The organism is Streptomyces sp. NRRL B-1347 (genome assembly GCF_000720325.1).
GTDB lineage: Bacteria > Actinomycetota > Actinomycetes > Streptomycetales > Streptomycetaceae > Streptomyces.
In genome coordinates this window covers 327,724-345,457 of the sequence record NZ_JOJM01000003.1, presented here as the reverse complement: position 1 = coordinate 345,457, position 17,734 = coordinate 327,724, and the positions used below count along the sequence as shown (strand labels likewise).

The following is a 17,734-nucleotide window of genomic DNA, read 5'->3' as shown; positions in this document are numbered from 1 at the left end:
ATGACCCTCGACAAGCCGTACGTCAGCGGCCACTTCACCCCCGTCACCGACGAGATCACCGGCCACGACCTGACGGTGCGCGGCACCCTCCCGCCGGAGCTGAACGGCCGCTACTTCCGCAACGGCCACAACCCCAAGCCGGGCGTCACCCCCACCCACTGGTTCCGCGGCGAGGGCATGATCCACGGCGTGCGCCTCACGGACGGCCGGGCCGAGTGGTACCGCAACCGCTGGGTGCGCACCCCCTTCCTGGACGGCGTGCCGTTCACCGGGACCGAGCTCGACGTCAGCGCAGCCGCCACCAACATCGTCTTCCACGGGGGCCGTTACCTGGCCCTCCAGGAGGCCAATCTGCCCTGGGAGGTCAGCGCCGACCTCGACACGATCGGCGTGTACGACTTCGGCGGCAAGCTCACCAGCGCCATGACCGCCCACCCCAAGGAGGACCCGAGCACCGGCGAGCTGCACTTCTTCAGCTACAGCCCCTTCCCGCCGTACCTGACGTACTACGTGGCCGACGCCTCCGGGGACATCGTCAGGTCGGAGGCCGTCGACGGCTCGGGGCCCTCGCTCATGCACGACTTCGCGATCACCCGCGAGCACGTCGTCTTCATCAACTCGCCGGTGGTCTTCGACCACGCCGAGCACTCCGGCATCCCCTACCGCTGGCACGACGACGTCCCGCTGCGCATTGGCGTGATGCCGCGCGCCGGGGGCAGGATCAGCTGGTTCGAGGTCGCCGATCAGGCGGCGCTGCTGCACGTCGCCAACGCCCACACCGACCCGCGGGGCCGCGTCGTCCTCGAAGCGCCGCGCTTCGACCGCTCCGCCTGGGAGAGCTCGTGGAAGTGGTGGGTCGGCGCCCCCGGCCACGGCACAAGCCCCGACGCCGGGTCGACCCTCCACCGGTGGATCATCGACCCGGTCACGGGCAAGGTCACCACCGAGTCCCTCAACGACCTGGCCACCGAGTTCCCGTCGATCAACGACGCCCACACCGGTTCGGCCCACCGCTACAGCTACGCCATCGTCTTCCCCGGCGCGGGCCTCTCGGGCTACCACACCGTCAAGTTCGACTCGCTGACCGGCAAGGAGAAGCTCCTCGCGCACGGCGAGGGCCGGATGCCGGGGGAGGCCGTCTTCGCGCCCGCCGCGGGCGGCACCGCCGAGGACGACGGCTACCTGCTCACCGTCGTCAGCGACCTCAAGGCCGACGCTTCGGAGCTGCTCGTCCTGGACGCGGGCGACCTGAGCACGGTGGCCGCCGTCGAGCTTCCCCGCCGGGTGCCCGCCGGGATCCACGGCCACTGGATCCCCGACTCCGAACTGCCCGCCTGACCCGCCCCCCCCCACACACACCTACACGGAGGAACCGCCATGACGTACCCCACGACCATCGACGAGAACGCCCCCGTCGTCGCCGACCACACCCTCCGGATCGCCGCCCCGCTGGAGCGGGTCTGGCGGCTGCACACCGACATCGGCTGCTGGCCGGACTGGCAGCACGCCATCAGCGAGGCCCGGCTCGACAGCCCCGTGGCACCCGGCGCCACCTTCCACTGGGAGACCGCGGGCCTGTCCATCGACTCCACCGTCTACGCGGTCGACGCCCCGCACCGCATCCTGTGGGGCGGCCCCGCGCACGGCATCACCGGCGTCCACGAGTGGACCTTCACAGAGGACGGCGACGACGTCGTGGTCCGCACCCGCGAGTCCTGGGCGGGCGCGCCGGTCGAAGCCGACCGGGACGGCCTCGCCGCCGCCCTCGACGACTCGCTCACCACGTGGCTCGCGGCCCTGAAGAAGACGGCGGAGGGGTGACCCCTCGGGTCAGGGGCCGTAGATCAGCGTCCACTGCTGGTTCGGCTGCCCGTCGGGGGGAGCGGATCACGACCGGTCCCCCCGAGGCCGTGAGCCGCTCGCCGTGGTCCCGCGCGCGGGGCGGGCGGCGCGGGCCTCAGCCGAAGGGAATCCGTACGACCGACTGGTTGCCGGTGCCCAGGGTGCTGGGCCCGTTGCCGATCGCGTTCCACACCTCGACGCGGACCGTGCCGCCGCGCATCGTGCCGTGCTCGCCGGTGGCCGACTTCAGGCCCTGGCCCTGGGTGTAGTGCTCGTACCCCGGCACCGGGTCCGTCGCGAAGTAGCGGTAGGTCTCGGTGCGGTCCCAGGAGCCGTCGCCCGTGCGGTCGTAACTCACCCGCACCTGCTGGCCGTTGGCCACGGTGGAGCCCGCGTCGACGAGCAGGTCGAACTGGGTGGTGCCGCCGTTGTGGGTGCCGTTCACGCCGGTCGCGGTGAACGTCCGCGGGGCGTTCGGGGTGCCGTCGTGGTTGGTGCCGCCCGCCGACGCGAGGGTGGTGGCGGACGCGGTGCCCGTGGCCTCGCCGAGCGTGCCGCCGGGGCGCAGGTGCAGCGTGGACGGCGTGCCGGGGCCGGGGTCGCCGCCCCCGCCGCCGCGCGTCCACACCGCCACGTAGTCCACGAGCATGGACCGGCCCGGCACCGTCGCCGCGACCGGTGTGGCGCGGCCCGCGACGCCGTCGGGGAAGCCGCCGCCCATCGCGACGTTGAGCAGGAGGAAGTACCCGGCGTGGCCGGTCATGGAGGCCCACGCCGCGGCGCCCACGCGGTTCTCGTCGACGCTGTGGAACAGCTGTCCGTCGACGTACCAGCGCAGTACGTTCGGGCTCGCCGACCGGTCCCACTCGAAGCGGTACGTGTGGAACGCGGACTGGCACGAGGCGCCCGGGCAGGCGCGGCTCGCGCCGATGCCGTTGGTCTCGTCGCACGGGCCGCCCGGGTTCACGCCGCAGTGCAGCACGCCCCACACGGAGTTGATCCTGTTCACGTTCTCCATCACGTCGAACTCGCCGATCGACGGCCAGTTCCAGTAGTTGCCCCGGTAGGGCGCGCCGAGCGCCCAGAAGGCGGGCCAGTAGCCGAGGGCCTGCTCGCCGGTGACGTTCGGCATCTGGATGCGGCTCTCGATGGCGAGGGTGCCGCCCGCAGGGGCCTTGAAGTCGGCGCGCCGCGTCTCGACGCGGCCGGACGTCCAGTTCCCCGCGCCGTCCCTGAGCGGTGTGATGCGGAGGTTGCCGCCGCCGTCGAGGGCCAGGTTGTCGGGGGACGAGGTGTAGTTCTGGACCTCGCCCGTGCCCCAGTTCGCGGGGCCGCCGGGGTAGCCGTGGCCGGTGTCGATCTGCCAGTCCGCGGCGGAGGGCAGCGAGCCGGCGGGCCCGTTGAAGTCGTCGCTCCACTGGAGGGTCCAGCCGGGGGCCGGGGGGACGTCGGCGTTCGCCGCGACCGGGGCGAGCAGCGGGGCGGTCAGACCGAGGGCGGCGAGGCCGGTGAGCAGGGCGGTGCGGAGCGGGGTGCGCGGGAGGCAGCGGAAGGGGGCGCGTCTTGCTCGCATGGGGCACCTCGGAGGGTGGGGAGGGCGGCCGGTTCTGAGAGCGCTCTCAGAGTTGTTTAGTTGTGGGCATGCCATGCGTCAATGGGGTGCGTGCGTCAACTTCTCGAAGGCGTACGGGAGTCGGCGCGCGGTTCGGCGCTGTCGGAGGTATCGGTGGCGTAGGCCGTGGCCGCGTCGGCGGCTTCGCGCTGAGGGTGCCTCTTCGTTCCGGGGGAGTCCCTCACGCGCTTCGAGGCGGGGAGGCGGCCTCCCAGGCGGCCTCGATCATCTGGAAGATCTCGTCCAGCGCGGCGTCCCGGTCGGCCGCCTCGCGGGCCAGCGCGTAGGCGTCGATCACGAACCTGGCGATCGTCCGGCAGGCCGTCGCGCTCTGCGGCAGACCGGGATCGGCGATGAGGGCCGTGGCCAGTGACTCGGCGTGGCGCAGCCGCATCGACTCCTCGTACTCCCGCAGCGCGGAGGACGCGTCGATCATGCGGTAGATCGGGGCGGCGTCGTCCCCCGTGCAGTGCCGGACGAGGGCTTCGATCTCGCGGCGCAGGGCGGGGATCAGCGGCTGGTCCGGCGCCCGGTCGGCGACCGCCCGGGTGAGGCGCTGCTCGAAGTGGTCGTCCTGCTCGAAGACCAGGGCTTCCTTGGAGGCGAAGTGGGAGAAGAGCGTGGTGACGGCCACGTCGGCCTCGGCGGCCACGTCGCGGATGCCCACCGCGTCGTAGCCGCGGTCCAGGAAGAGCCGCAGGGCGGTGTCGGCGATCTTCTGGCGGGTCGCGGCCTTCTTGCGCTCGCGGCGGCCGGGCGTGACGGTCATACCTGGACGCTATCAAGTGCGAAGGCGTAACCGTTTCGAAAGAAGGCCCGCAGTCGTGGCGGCCAGGCCGGTCGCGCGGCCCGGCAGGCCGGACCCCGCACGAAGTGCCGCTGGAGTACCGGGCACGTACCCTTGGCGGCGTTGACGTGTACTCGAGAGGATGTAACACATGGCTAGGGCTACCGCGCGGCACATCTTGGTCAAGACCGAGACCGAGGCCTTGCAGCTGAAGGAGCAGATCGAGGGCGGAGCGGACTTCGCCGAGCTGGCGAAGAAGCACTCCTCGTGCCCCTCGTCGCGCGACGGCGGCAACCTCGGCTCGTTCGGCCCGGGGCAGATGGTGCCCGAGTTCGACCAGGTCGTCTTCTCGGCCCCGGTCGGCGAGGTCCAGGGTCCGGTGAAGACCCAGTTCGGCATGCACCTCGTCGAGGTCACGAGCCGCCAGGACTGACGCGGCGGATCGGGCCGCGCCGTCGCGGCGCGGCCCGGTCGCTCGGCGGCCGGTGTCGAACCGCCTCCCGGCCCATGTATGATCTTGTCGTAACTCCGGTGCAGGGCACGGGAGTCACGCGTCTGTGGTCCAAGGAAAGACGCCCGTCATCCGATGGGAAATGTAGGTGCAAGGCCTGCCGGGCGCTCCACGTGAAAGGCCCCCTCGATGAGGGGGCCTTCGCCGTTCCGGGTGAAGGCCAGGGATTCCTCAGCCGTCGGTCCGCGCTGCCGTCGCGGGCAGTTCCACGGTGACGCGGATCCCGCCGGTGGCGCGCGGGGCGAGCGTGAGCGTTCCGTCGTGCACGTGGGTGATGGTCTTGACGATGGCCAGGCCGAGGCCGACGCCCGCGTGGTCGGTGTGGACGCGCTCGGTGCCACGCTGGAACGGTTCGGTGAGCGTCGAGGCCAGCTCCGGGGTGACCTGCTCGCCGGTGTTCTCGACAGTGAGCACCACCGTCTTGGCGCGGACGCTGGTGCGGACCCACACGGTGCCCTGTCCGGGCAGGTTGTGGACGATCGCGTTGTGCACGAGGTTCGTGGCCAGCTGCAGCAGGAGCACGGGTGAGCCGACCGCGTGGGTGACGTCACCTTCGGACTCGATCTCGGTCTCGATGGTGACTCCGTGCTTCTCCGCGAGGGGGAGCAGCGTTTCGGTGGCGTCTTCCACCAGGAGGGACAGATCGACGCGCTCCCGGGTGAAGGACCGCTGCTCGGCCCGGCTGACCAGGAGCAGCGCCTCCGTGAGGTCGATCGCCCGGGTGTTCACGGCGTGCAGGCGGTCGATGAGTTCACCGGTGTCGTGGTCCGGATCGGTGCGCGCCACGTCGAGCAGCGCTTTCGAGATCGCCAGCGGGGTGCGCAACTCGTGCGAGGCGTTCGCCGCGAATCTCCGCTGCTCGGCGACGTGCGCTTCGAGCCGTACGAGCATCGCGTCGAAGGCGTCGGCGAGCTCGCGGAACTCGTCCTCGCGGCCCGGCAGCCGGATGCGGTGCGAGAGCGATCCGTTCGTGGCCATGCGGGCGGCGTCCGTGATCCGGGTCAGGGGCGCGAGCATGCGGCCGGCGAGGAACCACCCTCCGACGAGGCCGAAGACCAGCAGGAGCACCATCACGGTGGCCGCCGCCGGGGCGAAGGCGTGCACGAGCAGCTGGCGGTTGGGATTCTCGTGGAGAAGCCGCTGGTCCCAGTCGTCCGGTACGTACTGCAGGAGGAACACCCACACGGCGGCGAGCAGCAAGGTGCCCGCGACCATGACGAACCCGGCGTAGCTGAGGGTGAGTTTGGCGCGCGCGCTCAGACCTGGTGCCCTATGCACGGCCGCCTCCCTCGGGCCCGGCTCCCGGCTGGGTGTCGATGCGGTAGCCGACGCCGGGCACGGTGGCGATGATCCAGGGTTCGCCGAGCCGTTTGCGCAGGGCCGAGACGGTGATGCGCACGGCGTTGGTGAACGGGTCGGCGTTCGCGTCCCACGCGCGCTCCAGGAGTTCTTCGGCGCTGACGACACCGCCTTCGGCGGCGACGAGGACTTCGAGCACGGCGAACTGCTTCCTGGTCAGTGCGACGAAGCGGCCGTCGCGGTAGACCTCCCTGCGGAACGGGTCGAGGCGCAGCCCCGCGATCTCCCGCACGGGCGGCCTGTTGTGAGCACGCCTGCGGTCGAGCGCTCTGAGCCTGAGGGCCAGCTCGCGGAGTTCAAAGGGCTTCGTGAGGTAGTCGTCGGCGCCGAGCTCGAACCCGGACGCCTTGTCGTCGAGACGGTCGGCCGCGGTGAGCATGAGGATCGGCATGCCGCTGCCGGAGGCGACGATGCGCTCGGCGACCTCGTCACCGGAAGGCCCGGGGATGTCGCGGTCGAGGACGGCGATGTCGTAGGCGTTGACGCTCAGCAGTTCCAGCGCGGTGTCGCCGTCGCCCGCGATGTCGGCCGCGATCGCCTCCAGGCGCAGTCCGTCGCGGATGGCTTCGGCCATGTAGGGCTCGTCTTCGACGATCAGCACACGCATGCCTCAACGCTACGAGGCGACGCGTATCGTCGGCATATCGAAATCCGCATACGTGCCGGCAACGCCGCACTTTCTTGACTGACGGCATGAATCGGACTTCGAAGCGAACGTCAGCACCCGCACAGGCACCGGCACCCGCACTCGCACAGGCACCGGCACCGAACTCGACACCGTCATCGGCGCGGGCAGCGAGCCGCCGGTGGCGCCGACTCCTCGTCGTCGGCCTGATCGCCGCCATCGCGGCGATCACCGTGGTCCTCGGCCGGCAGTCGTCCGGGTCCGCACCCTTCTCGGCGTCCTTGCCTCCCTCACCCGCTGATCGCGGTGAACGCCGTGGTGCGCTCGGCGAGGCCGACGGTGTCGTCCACGACGGTGCGACGGTCTTCGACGACGCGGTTCCGGCCGTGGCCAAGCTCGATCCGGGGCTGCTCAAGGCCTTACGCCGGGCCGCGACGGCCGCCGCGGACGACGGAGTCCGGTTCTCCGTCAACAGCGGCTGGCGCTCACCGGCGTACCAGAACCAGCTTCTTCGCGAGGCGATCTCCAAGTACGGGTCCGAGGACGAGGCCGCCCGATGGGTGGCCACGGCGGAGACGTCCCCGCACGTGTCGGGCGACGCGGTCGACATCGGGCGCTCCGCCGCGACGCAGTGGCTGTCCGAGCACGGCACCGCGTACGGGCTGTGCCAGATCTACGAGAACGAACCCTGGCACTACGAACTGCGCCCCGAAGCGACCGATCGCGGCTGTCCGCGCAGGTACGCCGACCCCACCCAGGACCCGAGGACGCAGCGGTGACCGGCAGTGAACGAGGACGGACGATGACGCGGGTGAACACGACGGGTACGGCGGGTACGGCGGGTACGGCGGACGCGACGGGTACGACGGACCCGGCGGCCCCGACGGCATGGGCGGCGACCGGACAGACAGGGGCCGACCACCGCGACACCCGCTCGGACACCGGGCAGGCACGCATCCGCCGGGCCCTCCGCATCGCCCTCCGGCCGGGGCCCTGGAAGCGCGGCCTCGTCCTCGCGGCGCTTGCGCTGCTGCTCGGCCTGATCATGCTGCTGCACGCGCGGATCACGGACCGCAGGGGCCTCGGCAGCCTGGTGGAGACCTTCCTGCCGTGGTTCGGCCTGCTCGTCCCGGTGCTGCTCGCCGGGGCGCTGTGGCGCCGCTCCGCCTCGGCGCTGACCGCGCTGCTGCTGCCCGTCGTGGTGTGGCTGAACCTGTTCGGCGGGCTGCTCGTCGACAAGTCCCACTCCGGCGGTGACCTCACCGTGGCCACCCACAACGTCGGCGCCGACAACCCCGACCCGGTCGGCACCGCGCGTGACCTGGTGGCTTCCGGCGCGGACGTGCTGGCGCTTGAGGAGATCACCCCGCAGGCGAAGCCGGTGTACGAGAGGGAGTTGGCGAAGGCGTATCCGCACCACGCGGTGCGGGGCACGGTCGGCCTGTGGAGCAAGCTGCCGCTGTCGGACACCCGGCCGGTCGACATCGCGACGGACTACGGGCCGCTGGCGGACACCAAACCGGTCGACGCCGACAGGGGTGACAACCGGGCACTGCGCACCACGGTGGCCACGGACCAAGGGCCCCTCGCCGTGTACGTGGCCCACCTCGGGTCCGTACGCGTGCTGCCGGGTGACGGCTTCTCGACGGGCGGCCGGGACAGGAACGCGCAGGCGCTCGGCGAGGCCGTCGCCGCCGAGCGGAACGAGCGGGTGGTGCTGCTCGGCGACCTGAACGGCACCGTGGACGACCGCGCGCTCGACGGCCTCACCTCGCGGCTGCGCTCGGCCCAGAACGCGGCCGGGGACGGCTTCGGCTTCAGCTGGCCGGCGAAGTTCCCGGTGGCGCGGATCGACCACGTCCTCGTCCGCGGCGTCACACCGGCGAGCGCGTGGGTGCTGCCCACCACGGGCAGCGACCACCGCCCGGTGGCAGCCGCCATCACCTGGTGAACCGCTCGTCCGGGGCGTCGCCGGGCCGGGCCCGAACGGTCATGGCTCAAGGTGTGCGCGCCGCCTGCGCGGCGCGGTGGCAGCGGCGCAACTCCTCGCCGTACGGCAGCAGGACGCCGCCGCCGACCACGGCGGCGATGGCCGCCAGGTACCGAGGGGCGAACGGCCGCCGACGCGGGATCAGCCGCCAGGCGTCCGCGGCGCCGCGTCCGCCGCGCAGCAGCGAACGGACTTGGTCGTGGTGGAGGCACCACAGGGCGGCCATCGCGGCGAACGGCAGGGATTCGAGGAAGCTGTGGATGTGCTGCTCGATGGGTTTGACCTCGCGGTGGCTGCGTACGGCGGTGCGCACGTCCCACAGCGCGGTCGCCTCGTGCGCGGCCGTGGCGGCCGACTGGACGGTCAGCAACAGCGGGTTGACCTCGTAGCGCAGGGTCAGCGCGATGGGGATGCCGACCTCGGTCATCATCAGCGCGTGGATGAGGGACTCGCGGGTGCCGGAGGTCTCCTGGATGCGGCTGCGGCGGTGCATGGCCCAGTCGGCCAGGCCCGGAACGCACCACAGCGGCAGCACGCCGTACATCAGGTAGCGCCGGGTGGCCTCTTCCACGCCGGTCACGAGACCATCAGCCTCAGTGCGCGCGTCGAAGGGCAGCGACAGGGGACGAGGGCATCGGGATCGGGAGCGTGCGAGTGGTCCATCGTGTGGTTCACCTCGGCTGCGGCGGAGAGCGGACAGCCAGCCGGGTAGCCCGAAGCTCAGGGGGCAAAACCCCGGCGCGTGCGCCTTGTCCGTAGGGGTGTGTCGCGATCCCGCTCCGCAGATGTGCCGAGATTATGATCGTCACTGTGAGTAAAGCCCTCCCCTCTGCTGTTGCCTGCCTCGCGCCCGCCGCCCGTGTCGTGCGCGAGGGCGCCGCGCTCGCGCTGCGAGAGTTCGTCGCGTCCGACGCCGACGCGCTGTCCGAGATACTCGGCGACCCCCACGTCATGCGCCACACCTCATCCGGCGCGATGTCGTACGACGCCGTCGTCGACCTGGTGCGTGAGGCGGAGGCGGAGCAGGCGGACCCCGCCAGGACCCGGCACCGCCTCGCCGTCGTCCAGCGTGCGGACGGCGCCCTCGCGGGCACGGTGACGGTGGAACGCGAGCGGTACTCGAGCGTCTACTGCCACTCGATCGTCCTGCGGCCCCACCTGGCGAACCTCTCGGCCGGTTACGAGGCGAGCCAGCTCGTCGCGGGCCTCGCCTTCGACGAACTGCGCGTGCACCGCCTGTGGTTCATGGCCGCGGTCGACAACCTCACCGCCCAGCGGCTCTTCCTCGCCTCCGGGAGCACCCACGACGGGAAGGTCCGGGAGCTCTACTTCCGTGACGGCCGGTGGTGGGACTGCAACATGTACACCATCCTCGAACACGAATGGCGGGCCCGGGCACACCTCACCCTGCGCGAGGCCATCGCCCTCCTCCGGCAGCGGGAACAAGAGCCACGGACCCTCGAACCCGCCGCGGTGTGACACTGCCCCCGCTCGGGTGATCAGGAGTCGGAGGCTCGGGACGCGGGGTTCAGTCCGGCTCAGCCCGATCCCAGGCGGGCCGTGACGCCGCCGCGGTGGGGCTTCCGCGGGGTGTCCGGGGCGCCTTCCGCCCACAGGGAGCGGACGTGGCTGAGGTGGCGGGTCATGCACTTCTCGGCGGCCTTGGCGTTGCCCGCGATCATCAGGTCGAGGAGTTCGATGTGCTCCTCGGCGGACGGGAGGAGCTGGTTGTTCTCGTCGAGGGCGGTGAGGCCGTAGAGGCGGGAGCGCTTGCGGAGGTCGCCGACGGTTTCGACGAGGCGGTCGTTGCCGCCGAGGGCGAGCAGGGAGAGGTGGAAGCGGCGGTCGGCTTCGAGGTAGCCGATGAGGTCGTGCTCGCGGGCGGCCCGGACGATCTCCTGCGCGACCGGGCGCAGCGCCTCCAGGTCCTCGCGGGCGGCGGAGCGGGTGATCCGGCCGACCATGGGGACCTCGATGAGGGTGCGGATCTCCGTGTACTGGTCCAGGTCGCGTTCGTTGACCTCGGTGACCCGGAAGCCCTTGTTGCGGACGGGCTCGACCAGGCCCTCGCGGGCCAGGTCGAGCATCGCCTCGCGCACGGGCGTCGCGGAGATGCCGAAGTCCTCCGCGAGGCCCGGCGCCGAGTACACCTCGCCGGGGCGGAGTTCACCGGAGATCAGTGCCGCGCGCAGGGCGTGGGCCACCTGGTCGCGCAGGCGCTCCCTGGTGGTGATGAGGTTGCGCTGCTTGAGGTGGCCCATGGTCGTGGTGTCCCTTCGTGACCGTCGCTCGCACCGTACCCGCGCCCGCCCGCACGGTGTCCGCGCGCCCTCGCGCTCGCACCGTGCCCACGCTCCGTCGGTCGAGTGGATCACCAGCGTACAATGTCACGTTGTTTTCACGGGGACAGTGCGGGAGCCAAGGTGTAGGTGCGGCTCGACGTGTAGAACTCGAGCGCCGCCTGACCCTGTTCGCGCGGGCCGTGGCTGGAGGCCTTGGAGCCGCCGAACGGCAGGTGGAAGTCGACGCCGGTGGACGGGGCGTTGACGCGGATCATGCCGGTGTCGAGGTGGTCGAGGCCGTGCAGGGCGGTGTCGAGCGACGCGGTGTGGACGGACGTGACCAGGCCGTAGGGCGTGGAGTTGGCGATGCGGACCGCGTGGTCCAGGTCGGCGGCGCCGAGCAGCACGGCCAGCGGCCCGAAGACCTCCTCGCGCAGCAGCCGGTGACCGGGCGGCACGTCCGTGACGAGGGCGGGGGCCGCGTACCAGCCGTCGTCGTGCGGGGCGTCGGCCCCGACGAGTTCGGGCAGCCCCTGTCTGCTGTCGGCCACCCGGTCGCGGGCCCGCTCGTCGATGAGGGGGCCGCAGGCGGTGGCCGGATCGGCGGGGTCGCCCACGGTCACGGACCGCAGCCGCTCGGCGAGGGCTTCGCGCAGCGGGGCGAGGGCCGCGCCGACCGCGATGACGCGGCTGGTCGCGGTGCACTTCTGGCCCGCGTACCCGGCGATCGCGGCGGCGAGGTGCGCGGCGGCGGTGGCGATGTCCGCGTCCGGCAGGACGATCGCCGCGTTGAGGCCGCCCATCTCCGCCTGGACGGGGATGCCCCGCGCGGCGGCGCGGGCCACGACGGCGTGCCCGACGACGGTGGAGCCCGTGAAGGAGACGGCGTCGGCCGCCGACACGACCGCGTTGCCCTCGCTGGCACCGCCGGGCAGAACCGTGAACACCCCGTCGGGGACGGCCTGTTGGACGATCTCGGCGAGGCGAAGCGCGCAGGCCGTGGCTTCCGGCGCGGGCTTGAGGACGACGGCGTTGCCGGTCGCGAGGGCCGGGGCCGCCTTCCAGCTGGGGATGGCGAAGGGGAAGTTCCAGGGCGTGACGAGACCGGCGACGCCGTGCGGGCGGCGGCGGGTGAGCAAAAGGCCGGCGCCGGCGGCGGGTTCGTGCACGGAGCCCTCGGCCGCGTACGGGGCCTCGGCGTAGTAGCGCCAGATCGCGGCGGTGCGCGCCACCTCCGCGCGGGCCTCCGTCAGTGGCTTGCCCACTTCGCGGACCGCGAGCGCGGCCAGTTCGTCGGCGGCCGCCTCGACGGCCGAGGCGACGGCGCCGAGCGCGCCCGCGCGGGCCGCCGCGCCGCCCAGGCGCCAGCCGGGCTGCGCGGTACGGGCCCGCTCCACGGTGTCGACGGCGGCGAACGCGCCGGGCGCGGCGGTGCGCACCACCACGTCGGAGGGGTCGGCCGGGTTGCGCGAGACAACCGGGTCCAGGGCGGTGATCACAGGAGGAACCCTCCGGGGAACGGGTCGTCGGGGTCGAGGAAGTACTGGGCGGTGCCGGTGACCCAGGCGCGCCCGGTGATGCGCGGCACGACGGCGGGCACCCCGCCGACCTCGGTCTCGGCGACGAGGCGGCCGGTGAACTCCGTACCGATGAACGACTCGTTGACGAAGTCGCTCTCCAGCGGCAGGGCGCCGCGGGCGTGCAACTGCGCCATCCGCGCGGAGGTTCCCGTGCCGCAGGGGGAGCGGTCGAACCAGCCCGGATGGATGGCCATGGCGTGCCGCGAGCGGCGCGCGTCGGAGCCGGGAGCGGCGAGGTAGACGTGCTTGACGCCCGCGATCTCCGCCTGGACCGGATGGACGGGCCGCTCGTCGGACGCGTTGATCGCGGCCATGACCGCCGTGCCCGCCGCGAGCAGGTCGTTCTTGCGGGCCCGGTCGAACGGCAGGCCCAGCGCGTCGAGTTCGACGAACGCGTAGAAGTTCCCGCCGAACGCGAGGTCGTACGTCACCGTGCCGTACCCCGGCACCTCCGCCTTGCGGTCCAGGCCGACGCTGAACGCGGGCACGTTGGTGAAGGTGACCGACCGCGCCGCTCCGTCCTCGACCTGTACGTCGACGCTGACCAGGCCCGCGGGAGTGTCGAGCCGCACCGTGGTGACGGGCTCGGTGACCGGGACCATGCCGGTCTCGACGAGGACGGTGGCCACGCCGATGGTGCCGTGGCCGCACATGGGCAGGAGTCCGGACACCTCGATGTAGAGCACGCCGTAGTCGGCGTCGGGGCGGGTGGGCGGCTGGAGGATCGCGCCGCTCATCGCGGCGTGCCCGCGCGGCTCGTACATCAGGAGCGTGCGCAGGTGGTCCAGGTGCTCGATGAAGTGGAGCCTGCGCTCGGCCATGGTGGCGCCGGGGATCACCCCGACACCACCGGTGATCACGCGCGTGGGCATGCCCTCGGTGTGCGAGTCCACGGCGTGGAAGACGTGACGCGTACGCATGGAAGAAGTCCCCCCGGGTCAGTGGTGGCCGTCGGCGACGGCCTTCTCCGTGGCGGCGCGCACCCGGTCCCCGGCCGGTGCGGGCAGCGGTGTGCGCGGCGGCCGGGTGGGCCCTCCGCGCCGTCCGACGATGTCCATGGACGCCTTGATGGCCTGCACGAACTCGGTCTTGGAGTCCCAGCGAAGGAGCGGGTGCAGGGACCGGTACAGCGGAAGGGCGGCTTCCACGTCACCGGCGGTCGCGGCACGGTAGAGCTCGGCGCAGGAGGCGGGGAAGGCGTTGGGGTAGCCCGCGATCCAGCCGACGGCACCCGCGACGGCGAGCTCCAGGAGGACGTCGTCGGCGCCGATCAACAGGTCGAGGTCCGGGGCGAGTTCGGCGATCTCATACGCCCTGCGCACGTCTCCGGTGAACTCCTTGACGGCCACGATGTCGCCCGCGCCGTGCAGCTGGGCGAGCAGGGCCGGGGTGAGGTCGACCTTGGTGTCGATGGGGTTGTTGTAGGCCACGACGGGCAGCTCCGCCCGGGCCACCTCTGCGTAGTGGGCGCGTACCGCGTCGTCGTCGGCGCGGTAGGTGTTGGGCGGCAGCAACAGGACGCTGCCGCAGCCCTGTTCGCCCGCCTGCTCGGCCCAGCGGCGCGCCTCGGCGCTGCCGTACGCGGCGACGCCGGGCATCACCCGGGCCCCGTCGCCCGCGGCCTCCACGGCGGTGCGCACGACGCGGGCGCGCTCGTCGTCGGTGAGGGTCTGGTACTCGCCGAGGGAGCCGTTCGGCACGACGCCGTCGCAGCCGTTGTCGATCAGCCAGCGGACGTGCTCGGCGTACGCGTCGTGGTCGACGGACAGGTCGTCGCGCAGCGGCAGCGCGGTGGCGACCATGATGCCGCGCCACGGGCGCTCGGGGGTCCAGGAGGCGGCGGGGGAGGAGGGTGTGGTCATGAAGAGAACCCTTCTGTGGTGTGTGACATTTTATTGAGAGGAGTGTGGGGTCGACAAGAGTCCGGGCGGAGGGCGGTTCGGCGCAGGGTTCCGGCGTCCGGCGGGGGGCTAGCGGTCGGTCACGCGCGCCCTCCTTCGGCTCGGGAGGGCTCCTCGTCCTGCGCGTCCACCGCCGCGAGCACCCCCAGCGGCACCGGCACCGACAGCGGTCTGCGCTCGGGGGACGGCTGCTGCCGCGCGCCCGCCGCGTTCGCCGCGAGGCAGGCCACGGCCGTGCCGCACACGCGGCCCTGGCACCAGCCCATGCCCGCGCGCGTGAGCAGTTTGACGGTGCGGGCGTCCCGGGCGCCGTAGTCGTCGACGGCCTCGCGGACGCTGCCCGCGGTGACCTCCTCGCAGCGGCAGACGTCCGTCGCGTCGTCGAGCCAGCGCGTCCAGCCCTCGCCCGGGGCGTGGGCGCGCGCCATCACGTCGGCGAAGGCGCGAAGGCGTCGCCGACGGCTGCGCAGCTCGCGCACGCGCGGGCCGCCGAGCAGCGCGGGCCGCCCCAGGAGGCGCGCGGCGATGGCGATGCCCGCCATCTCGCCTTCGGTGTAGGCGAGTTGGGCGCCGCCCACGCCGCCGGCCTCGCCCGCCGCGTGGATGCCGGGCACCGAGGTCCCTTGCAGGGCGTTGAGTACGAGCGCGTGCGTCCCGTCCGGGGTGCGCCGGGTCGCGCAGCCGAGGCCGGTGGCCAGTTCGAGCTGGGGGACCAGGCCGTGGCCGACCGCGAGCGCGTCGCACTCGATCCGGCGGTCGGTGCCGGGCAGGGGCCGCCACTCCCGGTCGAGTCGCGAGACGGTGACCGCTTCCACCCGGTCGGTGCCGTGCACGCGGGTCACCGCGCTGCGGACGAAGGGCCGCACCCGGTGCCGCAGCAGCGCCGCGCCGTGGGTCGCGCCCTCCAGGAGCTTGTGCGGGTTGGCCAGGAGGGTGCCCGGCCCGCGGGCGTACGCGAGGTAGCCCGACGCCTCCACCACGGCGGGCACCCGGGCCCCCGCCGAGGCGAGCGACGCGGCCACGGCGAGCAGCAGCGGCCCGCTGCCCGCCACCACGACCCGGCCGCCCGGAAGCACGAGACCGGACTTCAGCATCGCCTGGGCCCCTCCGGCGGCCACGACACCCGGCAGCGTCCAGCCGGGGAAGGGGAGATGGCGCTCGTACGTCCCGGTCGCGAGCAGCACGGTACGGGCCCGCACGCGCACGGGACGCTCCTCGTCGCCGTCTTCGTCCCCGCCGGTGACGGCGTGCACGGCCCACAGCTCCTCGCCCTCCGCGTCGTCCGCGCGTACGACGGTCCAGACGTGGTGGCGCGTCAAATGTGACACGGCACTGGCGTCGAGGCGGCGGCGGAGGTCCGCGAAGGCGGACCAGTCGTGGTGCAGGGCCTCGGGGCGCGTGGCGCCCAGGGCCGCTTCGGGGTGGCGGTAGTACTGGCCGCCGGGCTGCGCCGAGGAGTCCAACAGGGCCACCGAGAGACCGAGTTCGGCGGCGGTGACGGCGCCCGCGAGGCCCGCGGGGCCCGCGCCGATCACGGCGAGGTCGTACGGTTCCGCGCGGCCCGGGTGCACCCGGGCCGCCTCAGACGCCGAGTCCCGCATGCCCGTGTCCCTCCTGCGTGGTGACCGCGTCGCCGGGCCGGGCCGGGACCAGGCAGGCCCGTCTGTTCGGCCGTGAGTTGATGGTGGCCAGGCAGTCGTGGCACTGGCCGATGCCGCAGAACGCGCCGCGCGGCCGCCCGCCGACCCGGGTGGTGCGCCAGGCGAGGACGCCCGCCGCCCACAGCGCGGCGGCCACGGACTGGCCGGGCAGCGCGCGGACGGGGCGCCCGTCGAAGGTGATCTCGAACGCGGCGTCGGGGGCGGCGCCGACGAGGTCGGCGGGGGTGCGGTCACGCGCCATGCCCCGGCTCCTTTCTCGGGTCGGTGCTCCCGTCGAACCGCTCGGGTCCGAACGGCTTGAGGTCAAGGGGGAGTTCGCCGCGATGCCCGTCGCCGCCGAGCATCGCGGCGACGAGCAGCCCCGTCGCCGGAGCCAGGCCGATCCCGGCGCCCTCGTGTCCGCAGGCGTGCAGCAGGCCGGGCGCGCGCGGATCGGGGCCGATGGCGGGCAGGTGGTCGGGGAGGTAGGGCCGGAACCCGGCGTACGTCCGCATGGCCCGGACCGTGGTGAGCACCGGGAACAGCCGTACCGCCTGCGCGGCGAGGCGCCGGAGGACCGCCACCGAGAGGGAGCGGTCGAAGCCGACCCGCTCCCGGCTCGCGCCGATGAGGACGGGCCCGGCCGGGGTGCCCTCGACGACGGCGGAGGTCTGGAGCGCCGCCGAGTCGCTGGCGACGTCGGCCACGTAGTCCGCCGCGTACACCTTGCGCCGGACCACGCGGGGCAGCGGCTCGGTGACCAGGACGAAACCGCGCCGGGGCAGTACCGGCAGTGTCACCCCCGCGAGCCGGGCGACCTCGCCGCCCCAGGTCCCGGCCGCGTTGACGACGTGCGGCGCGTGGAGGTCACCCGAGGGCGTACACACCCCGCGCACCCGCCCGCCGGAGCCGGTGAGGACGCCGGTGACCTCCTCGCCGAGCCGCAGCCGCACCCGTTCGCCGCCCGCGCGCAGCAGCTGGGCGGCGGCGAGGGCGGGCTGCACCTGCGCGTCCTGCGGATAGTGGAAACCGCCCGCGAGGCCGGGGGCCAGATGCGGCTCCAGGTCGTGGAGCCGGTCGGGCGGCACCTCGTCGGCGACGACGCCGGACCGCGCCTGCCGCGCGGCGAACTCCCGTAGCGCGGCCATGCCGTGGGCGTCGGAGGCGACGACGAGCCCGCCCTTGGTCTCGTACTCGATGCGCGGCGGCAGGGTGTCGGCCAGCTCGCGCCACAGCCGCGTGGACAGCAGGGCCAGATCGAGCTCGGGTCCTGGCTCCTTGTCCGAGACCAGCAGGTTCCCCTCACCCGCACCCGTGGTCCCGCCCGCGACGGGGCCGCGGTCGATCACTGTGACGTCGAGTCCGGAGCGGGCCGCGTAGTAGGCGCAGGCGGCGCCGACCACACCCGCCCCGATGACGATGACGTCCGTGGAGTTCCTCGTGGGCACGCCAGTAATATTTCACATTGCACCAGCCTTGCCAAGGGATCCCGCACACGGCCCCAACTCTCGCTGGCCCGGGACCTGTTCAGCGGGCCGTGCGGCTCCAGAGCGCCGGTGATCCCTGCGAGGCCGCGATCCGGAGAGGCTCACTTACCGTGGCCCC

18 protein-coding genes are annotated in these 17,734 nt (G+C 73.0%); 6 read left to right on the top strand and 12 right to left on the bottom strand.

Annotation, left to right across the window (positions count from 1 at the left end):
• Together IG74_RS0104020 and IG74_RS0104015 are read left to right on the top strand one after the other, a co-directional pair.
• Positions 1–1,338: a carotenoid oxygenase family protein gene (locus IG74_RS0104020; protein ID WP_030669651.1), complete on the top strand. Its 1,338-nt coding sequence runs from the start codon at positions 1–3 to the stop codon at positions 1,336–1,338.
• A gap of 39 nt (positions 1,339–1,377) precedes the next feature.
• A complete protein-coding gene (locus tag IG74_RS0104015) occupies positions 1,378–1,821 on the top strand; it encodes an SRPBCC family protein (RefSeq protein ID WP_030669648.1) in 444 nt (147 codons plus the stop codon).
• Positions 1,822–1,957: 136 nt separating this feature from the next.
• Here IG74_RS0104015 and IG74_RS0104010 read toward each other — a convergent pair whose 3' ends face one another.
• Positions 1,958–3,415 carry a glycoside hydrolase family 16 protein gene (locus IG74_RS0104010; RefSeq protein ID WP_030669644.1) on the bottom strand — a complete coding sequence of 486 codons (1,458 nt, stop codon included), beginning with the start codon at positions 3,413–3,415 and terminating at the stop codon, positions 1,958–1,960.
• A gap of 220 nt (positions 3,416–3,635) precedes the next feature.
• Complete coding sequence (locus IG74_RS0104005) at positions 3,636–4,223, bottom strand: TetR/AcrR family transcriptional regulator (RefSeq protein WP_030669642.1); 588 nt, start codon at positions 4,221–4,223, stop codon at positions 3,636–3,638.
• A 169-nt stretch (positions 4,224–4,392) separates the two neighbouring features.
• Between IG74_RS0104005 and IG74_RS0104000 the strand changes: the two genes are divergently transcribed.
• Positions 4,393–4,674, top strand: a complete 282-nt coding sequence (locus IG74_RS0104000) for a peptidylprolyl isomerase (RefSeq protein WP_030669639.1) — start codon at positions 4,393–4,395, stop codon at positions 4,672–4,674.
• 249 nt (positions 4,675–4,923) lie between these two features.
• On the opposite strand, the gene IG74_RS0103995 is transcribed toward IG74_RS0104000, so the two are convergent.
• Both IG74_RS0103995 and IG74_RS0103990 read right to left on the bottom strand, forming a co-directional pair.
• Complete coding sequence (locus IG74_RS0103995) at positions 4,924–6,030, bottom strand: sensor histidine kinase (RefSeq protein ID WP_030669638.1); 1,107 nt, start codon at positions 6,028–6,030, stop codon at positions 4,924–4,926.
• Positions 6,023–6,718, bottom strand: a complete 696-nt coding sequence (locus tag IG74_RS0103990; RefSeq protein ID WP_030669637.1) for a response regulator transcription factor — start codon at positions 6,716–6,718, stop codon at positions 6,023–6,025. The genes IG74_RS0103995 and IG74_RS0103990 overlap by 8 nt, the downstream gene beginning before the upstream one ends.
• A gap of 86 nt (positions 6,719–6,804) precedes the next feature.
• Here IG74_RS0103990 and IG74_RS0103985 point away from each other — a divergent pair, with 86 nt between their 5' ends.
• Positions 6,805–7,515 (top strand): M15 family metallopeptidase, encoded by a 711-nt coding sequence (locus IG74_RS0103985; RefSeq protein ID WP_078868557.1) that lies wholly within the window; start codon positions 6,805–6,807, stop codon positions 7,513–7,515.
• A 176-nt stretch (positions 7,516–7,691) separates the two neighbouring features.
• On the top strand, positions 7,692–8,687 hold the full coding sequence (locus tag IG74_RS0103980; protein ID WP_030669633.1) for an endonuclease/exonuclease/phosphatase family protein: 996 nt from the start codon (positions 7,692–7,694) through the stop codon (positions 8,685–8,687).
• A gap of 46 nt (positions 8,688–8,733) precedes the next feature.
• On the opposite strand, the gene IG74_RS0103975 is transcribed toward IG74_RS0103980, so the two are convergent.
• Positions 8,734–9,270 (bottom strand): diguanylate cyclase, encoded by a 537-nt coding sequence (locus IG74_RS0103975; protein WP_234334220.1) that lies wholly within the window; start codon positions 9,268–9,270, stop codon positions 8,734–8,736.
• A 266-nt stretch (positions 9,271–9,536) separates the two neighbouring features.
• Between IG74_RS0103975 and IG74_RS0103970 the strand changes: the two genes are divergently transcribed.
• Positions 9,537–10,205, top strand: a complete 669-nt coding sequence (locus IG74_RS0103970) for a GNAT family N-acetyltransferase (protein WP_158857420.1) — start codon at positions 9,537–9,539, stop codon at positions 10,203–10,205.
• 59 nt (positions 10,206–10,264) lie between these two features.
• On the opposite strand, the gene IG74_RS0103965 is transcribed toward IG74_RS0103970, so the two are convergent.
• From IG74_RS0103965 to IG74_RS0103935, 7 genes are all read right to left on the bottom strand, one after another.
• Positions 10,265–10,987 (bottom strand): GntR family transcriptional regulator, encoded by a 723-nt coding sequence (locus tag IG74_RS0103965; protein WP_051854512.1) that lies wholly within the window; start codon positions 10,985–10,987, stop codon positions 10,265–10,267.
• Positions 10,988–11,124: 137 nt separating this feature from the next.
• On the bottom strand, positions 11,125–12,507 hold the full coding sequence (locus IG74_RS0103960) for an aldehyde dehydrogenase family protein (protein WP_030669621.1): 1,383 nt from the start codon (positions 12,505–12,507) through the stop codon (positions 11,125–11,127).
• Positions 12,504–13,508 carry a proline racemase family protein gene (locus IG74_RS0103955; protein ID WP_030669618.1) on the bottom strand — a complete coding sequence of 335 codons (1,005 nt, stop codon included), beginning with the start codon at positions 13,506–13,508 and terminating at the stop codon, positions 12,504–12,506. The genes IG74_RS0103960 and IG74_RS0103955 overlap by 4 nt, the downstream gene beginning before the upstream one ends.
• A gap of 18 nt (positions 13,509–13,526) precedes the next feature.
• Positions 13,527–14,450, bottom strand: coding sequence for a dihydrodipicolinate synthase family protein (locus IG74_RS0103950; protein ID WP_030669615.1), 924 nt, complete (start codon positions 14,448–14,450; stop codon positions 13,527–13,529).
• Positions 14,451–14,569: 119 nt separating this feature from the next.
• Positions 14,570–16,090, bottom strand: coding sequence for an NAD(P)/FAD-dependent oxidoreductase (locus IG74_RS0103945; protein WP_030669611.1), 1,521 nt, complete (start codon positions 16,088–16,090; stop codon positions 14,570–14,572).
• Positions 16,071–16,391 (bottom strand): (2Fe-2S)-binding protein, encoded by a 321-nt coding sequence (locus tag IG74_RS0103940; protein ID WP_030669609.1) that lies wholly within the window; start codon positions 16,389–16,391, stop codon positions 16,071–16,073. The genes IG74_RS0103945 and IG74_RS0103940 overlap by 20 nt, the downstream gene beginning before the upstream one ends.
• Positions 16,381–17,577: an NAD(P)/FAD-dependent oxidoreductase gene (locus IG74_RS0103935; protein ID WP_030669607.1), complete on the bottom strand. Its 1,197-nt coding sequence runs from the start codon at positions 17,575–17,577 to the stop codon at positions 16,381–16,383. The genes IG74_RS0103940 and IG74_RS0103935 overlap by 11 nt, the downstream gene beginning before the upstream one ends.
• Positions 17,578–17,734 lie beyond the last annotated feature (157 nt).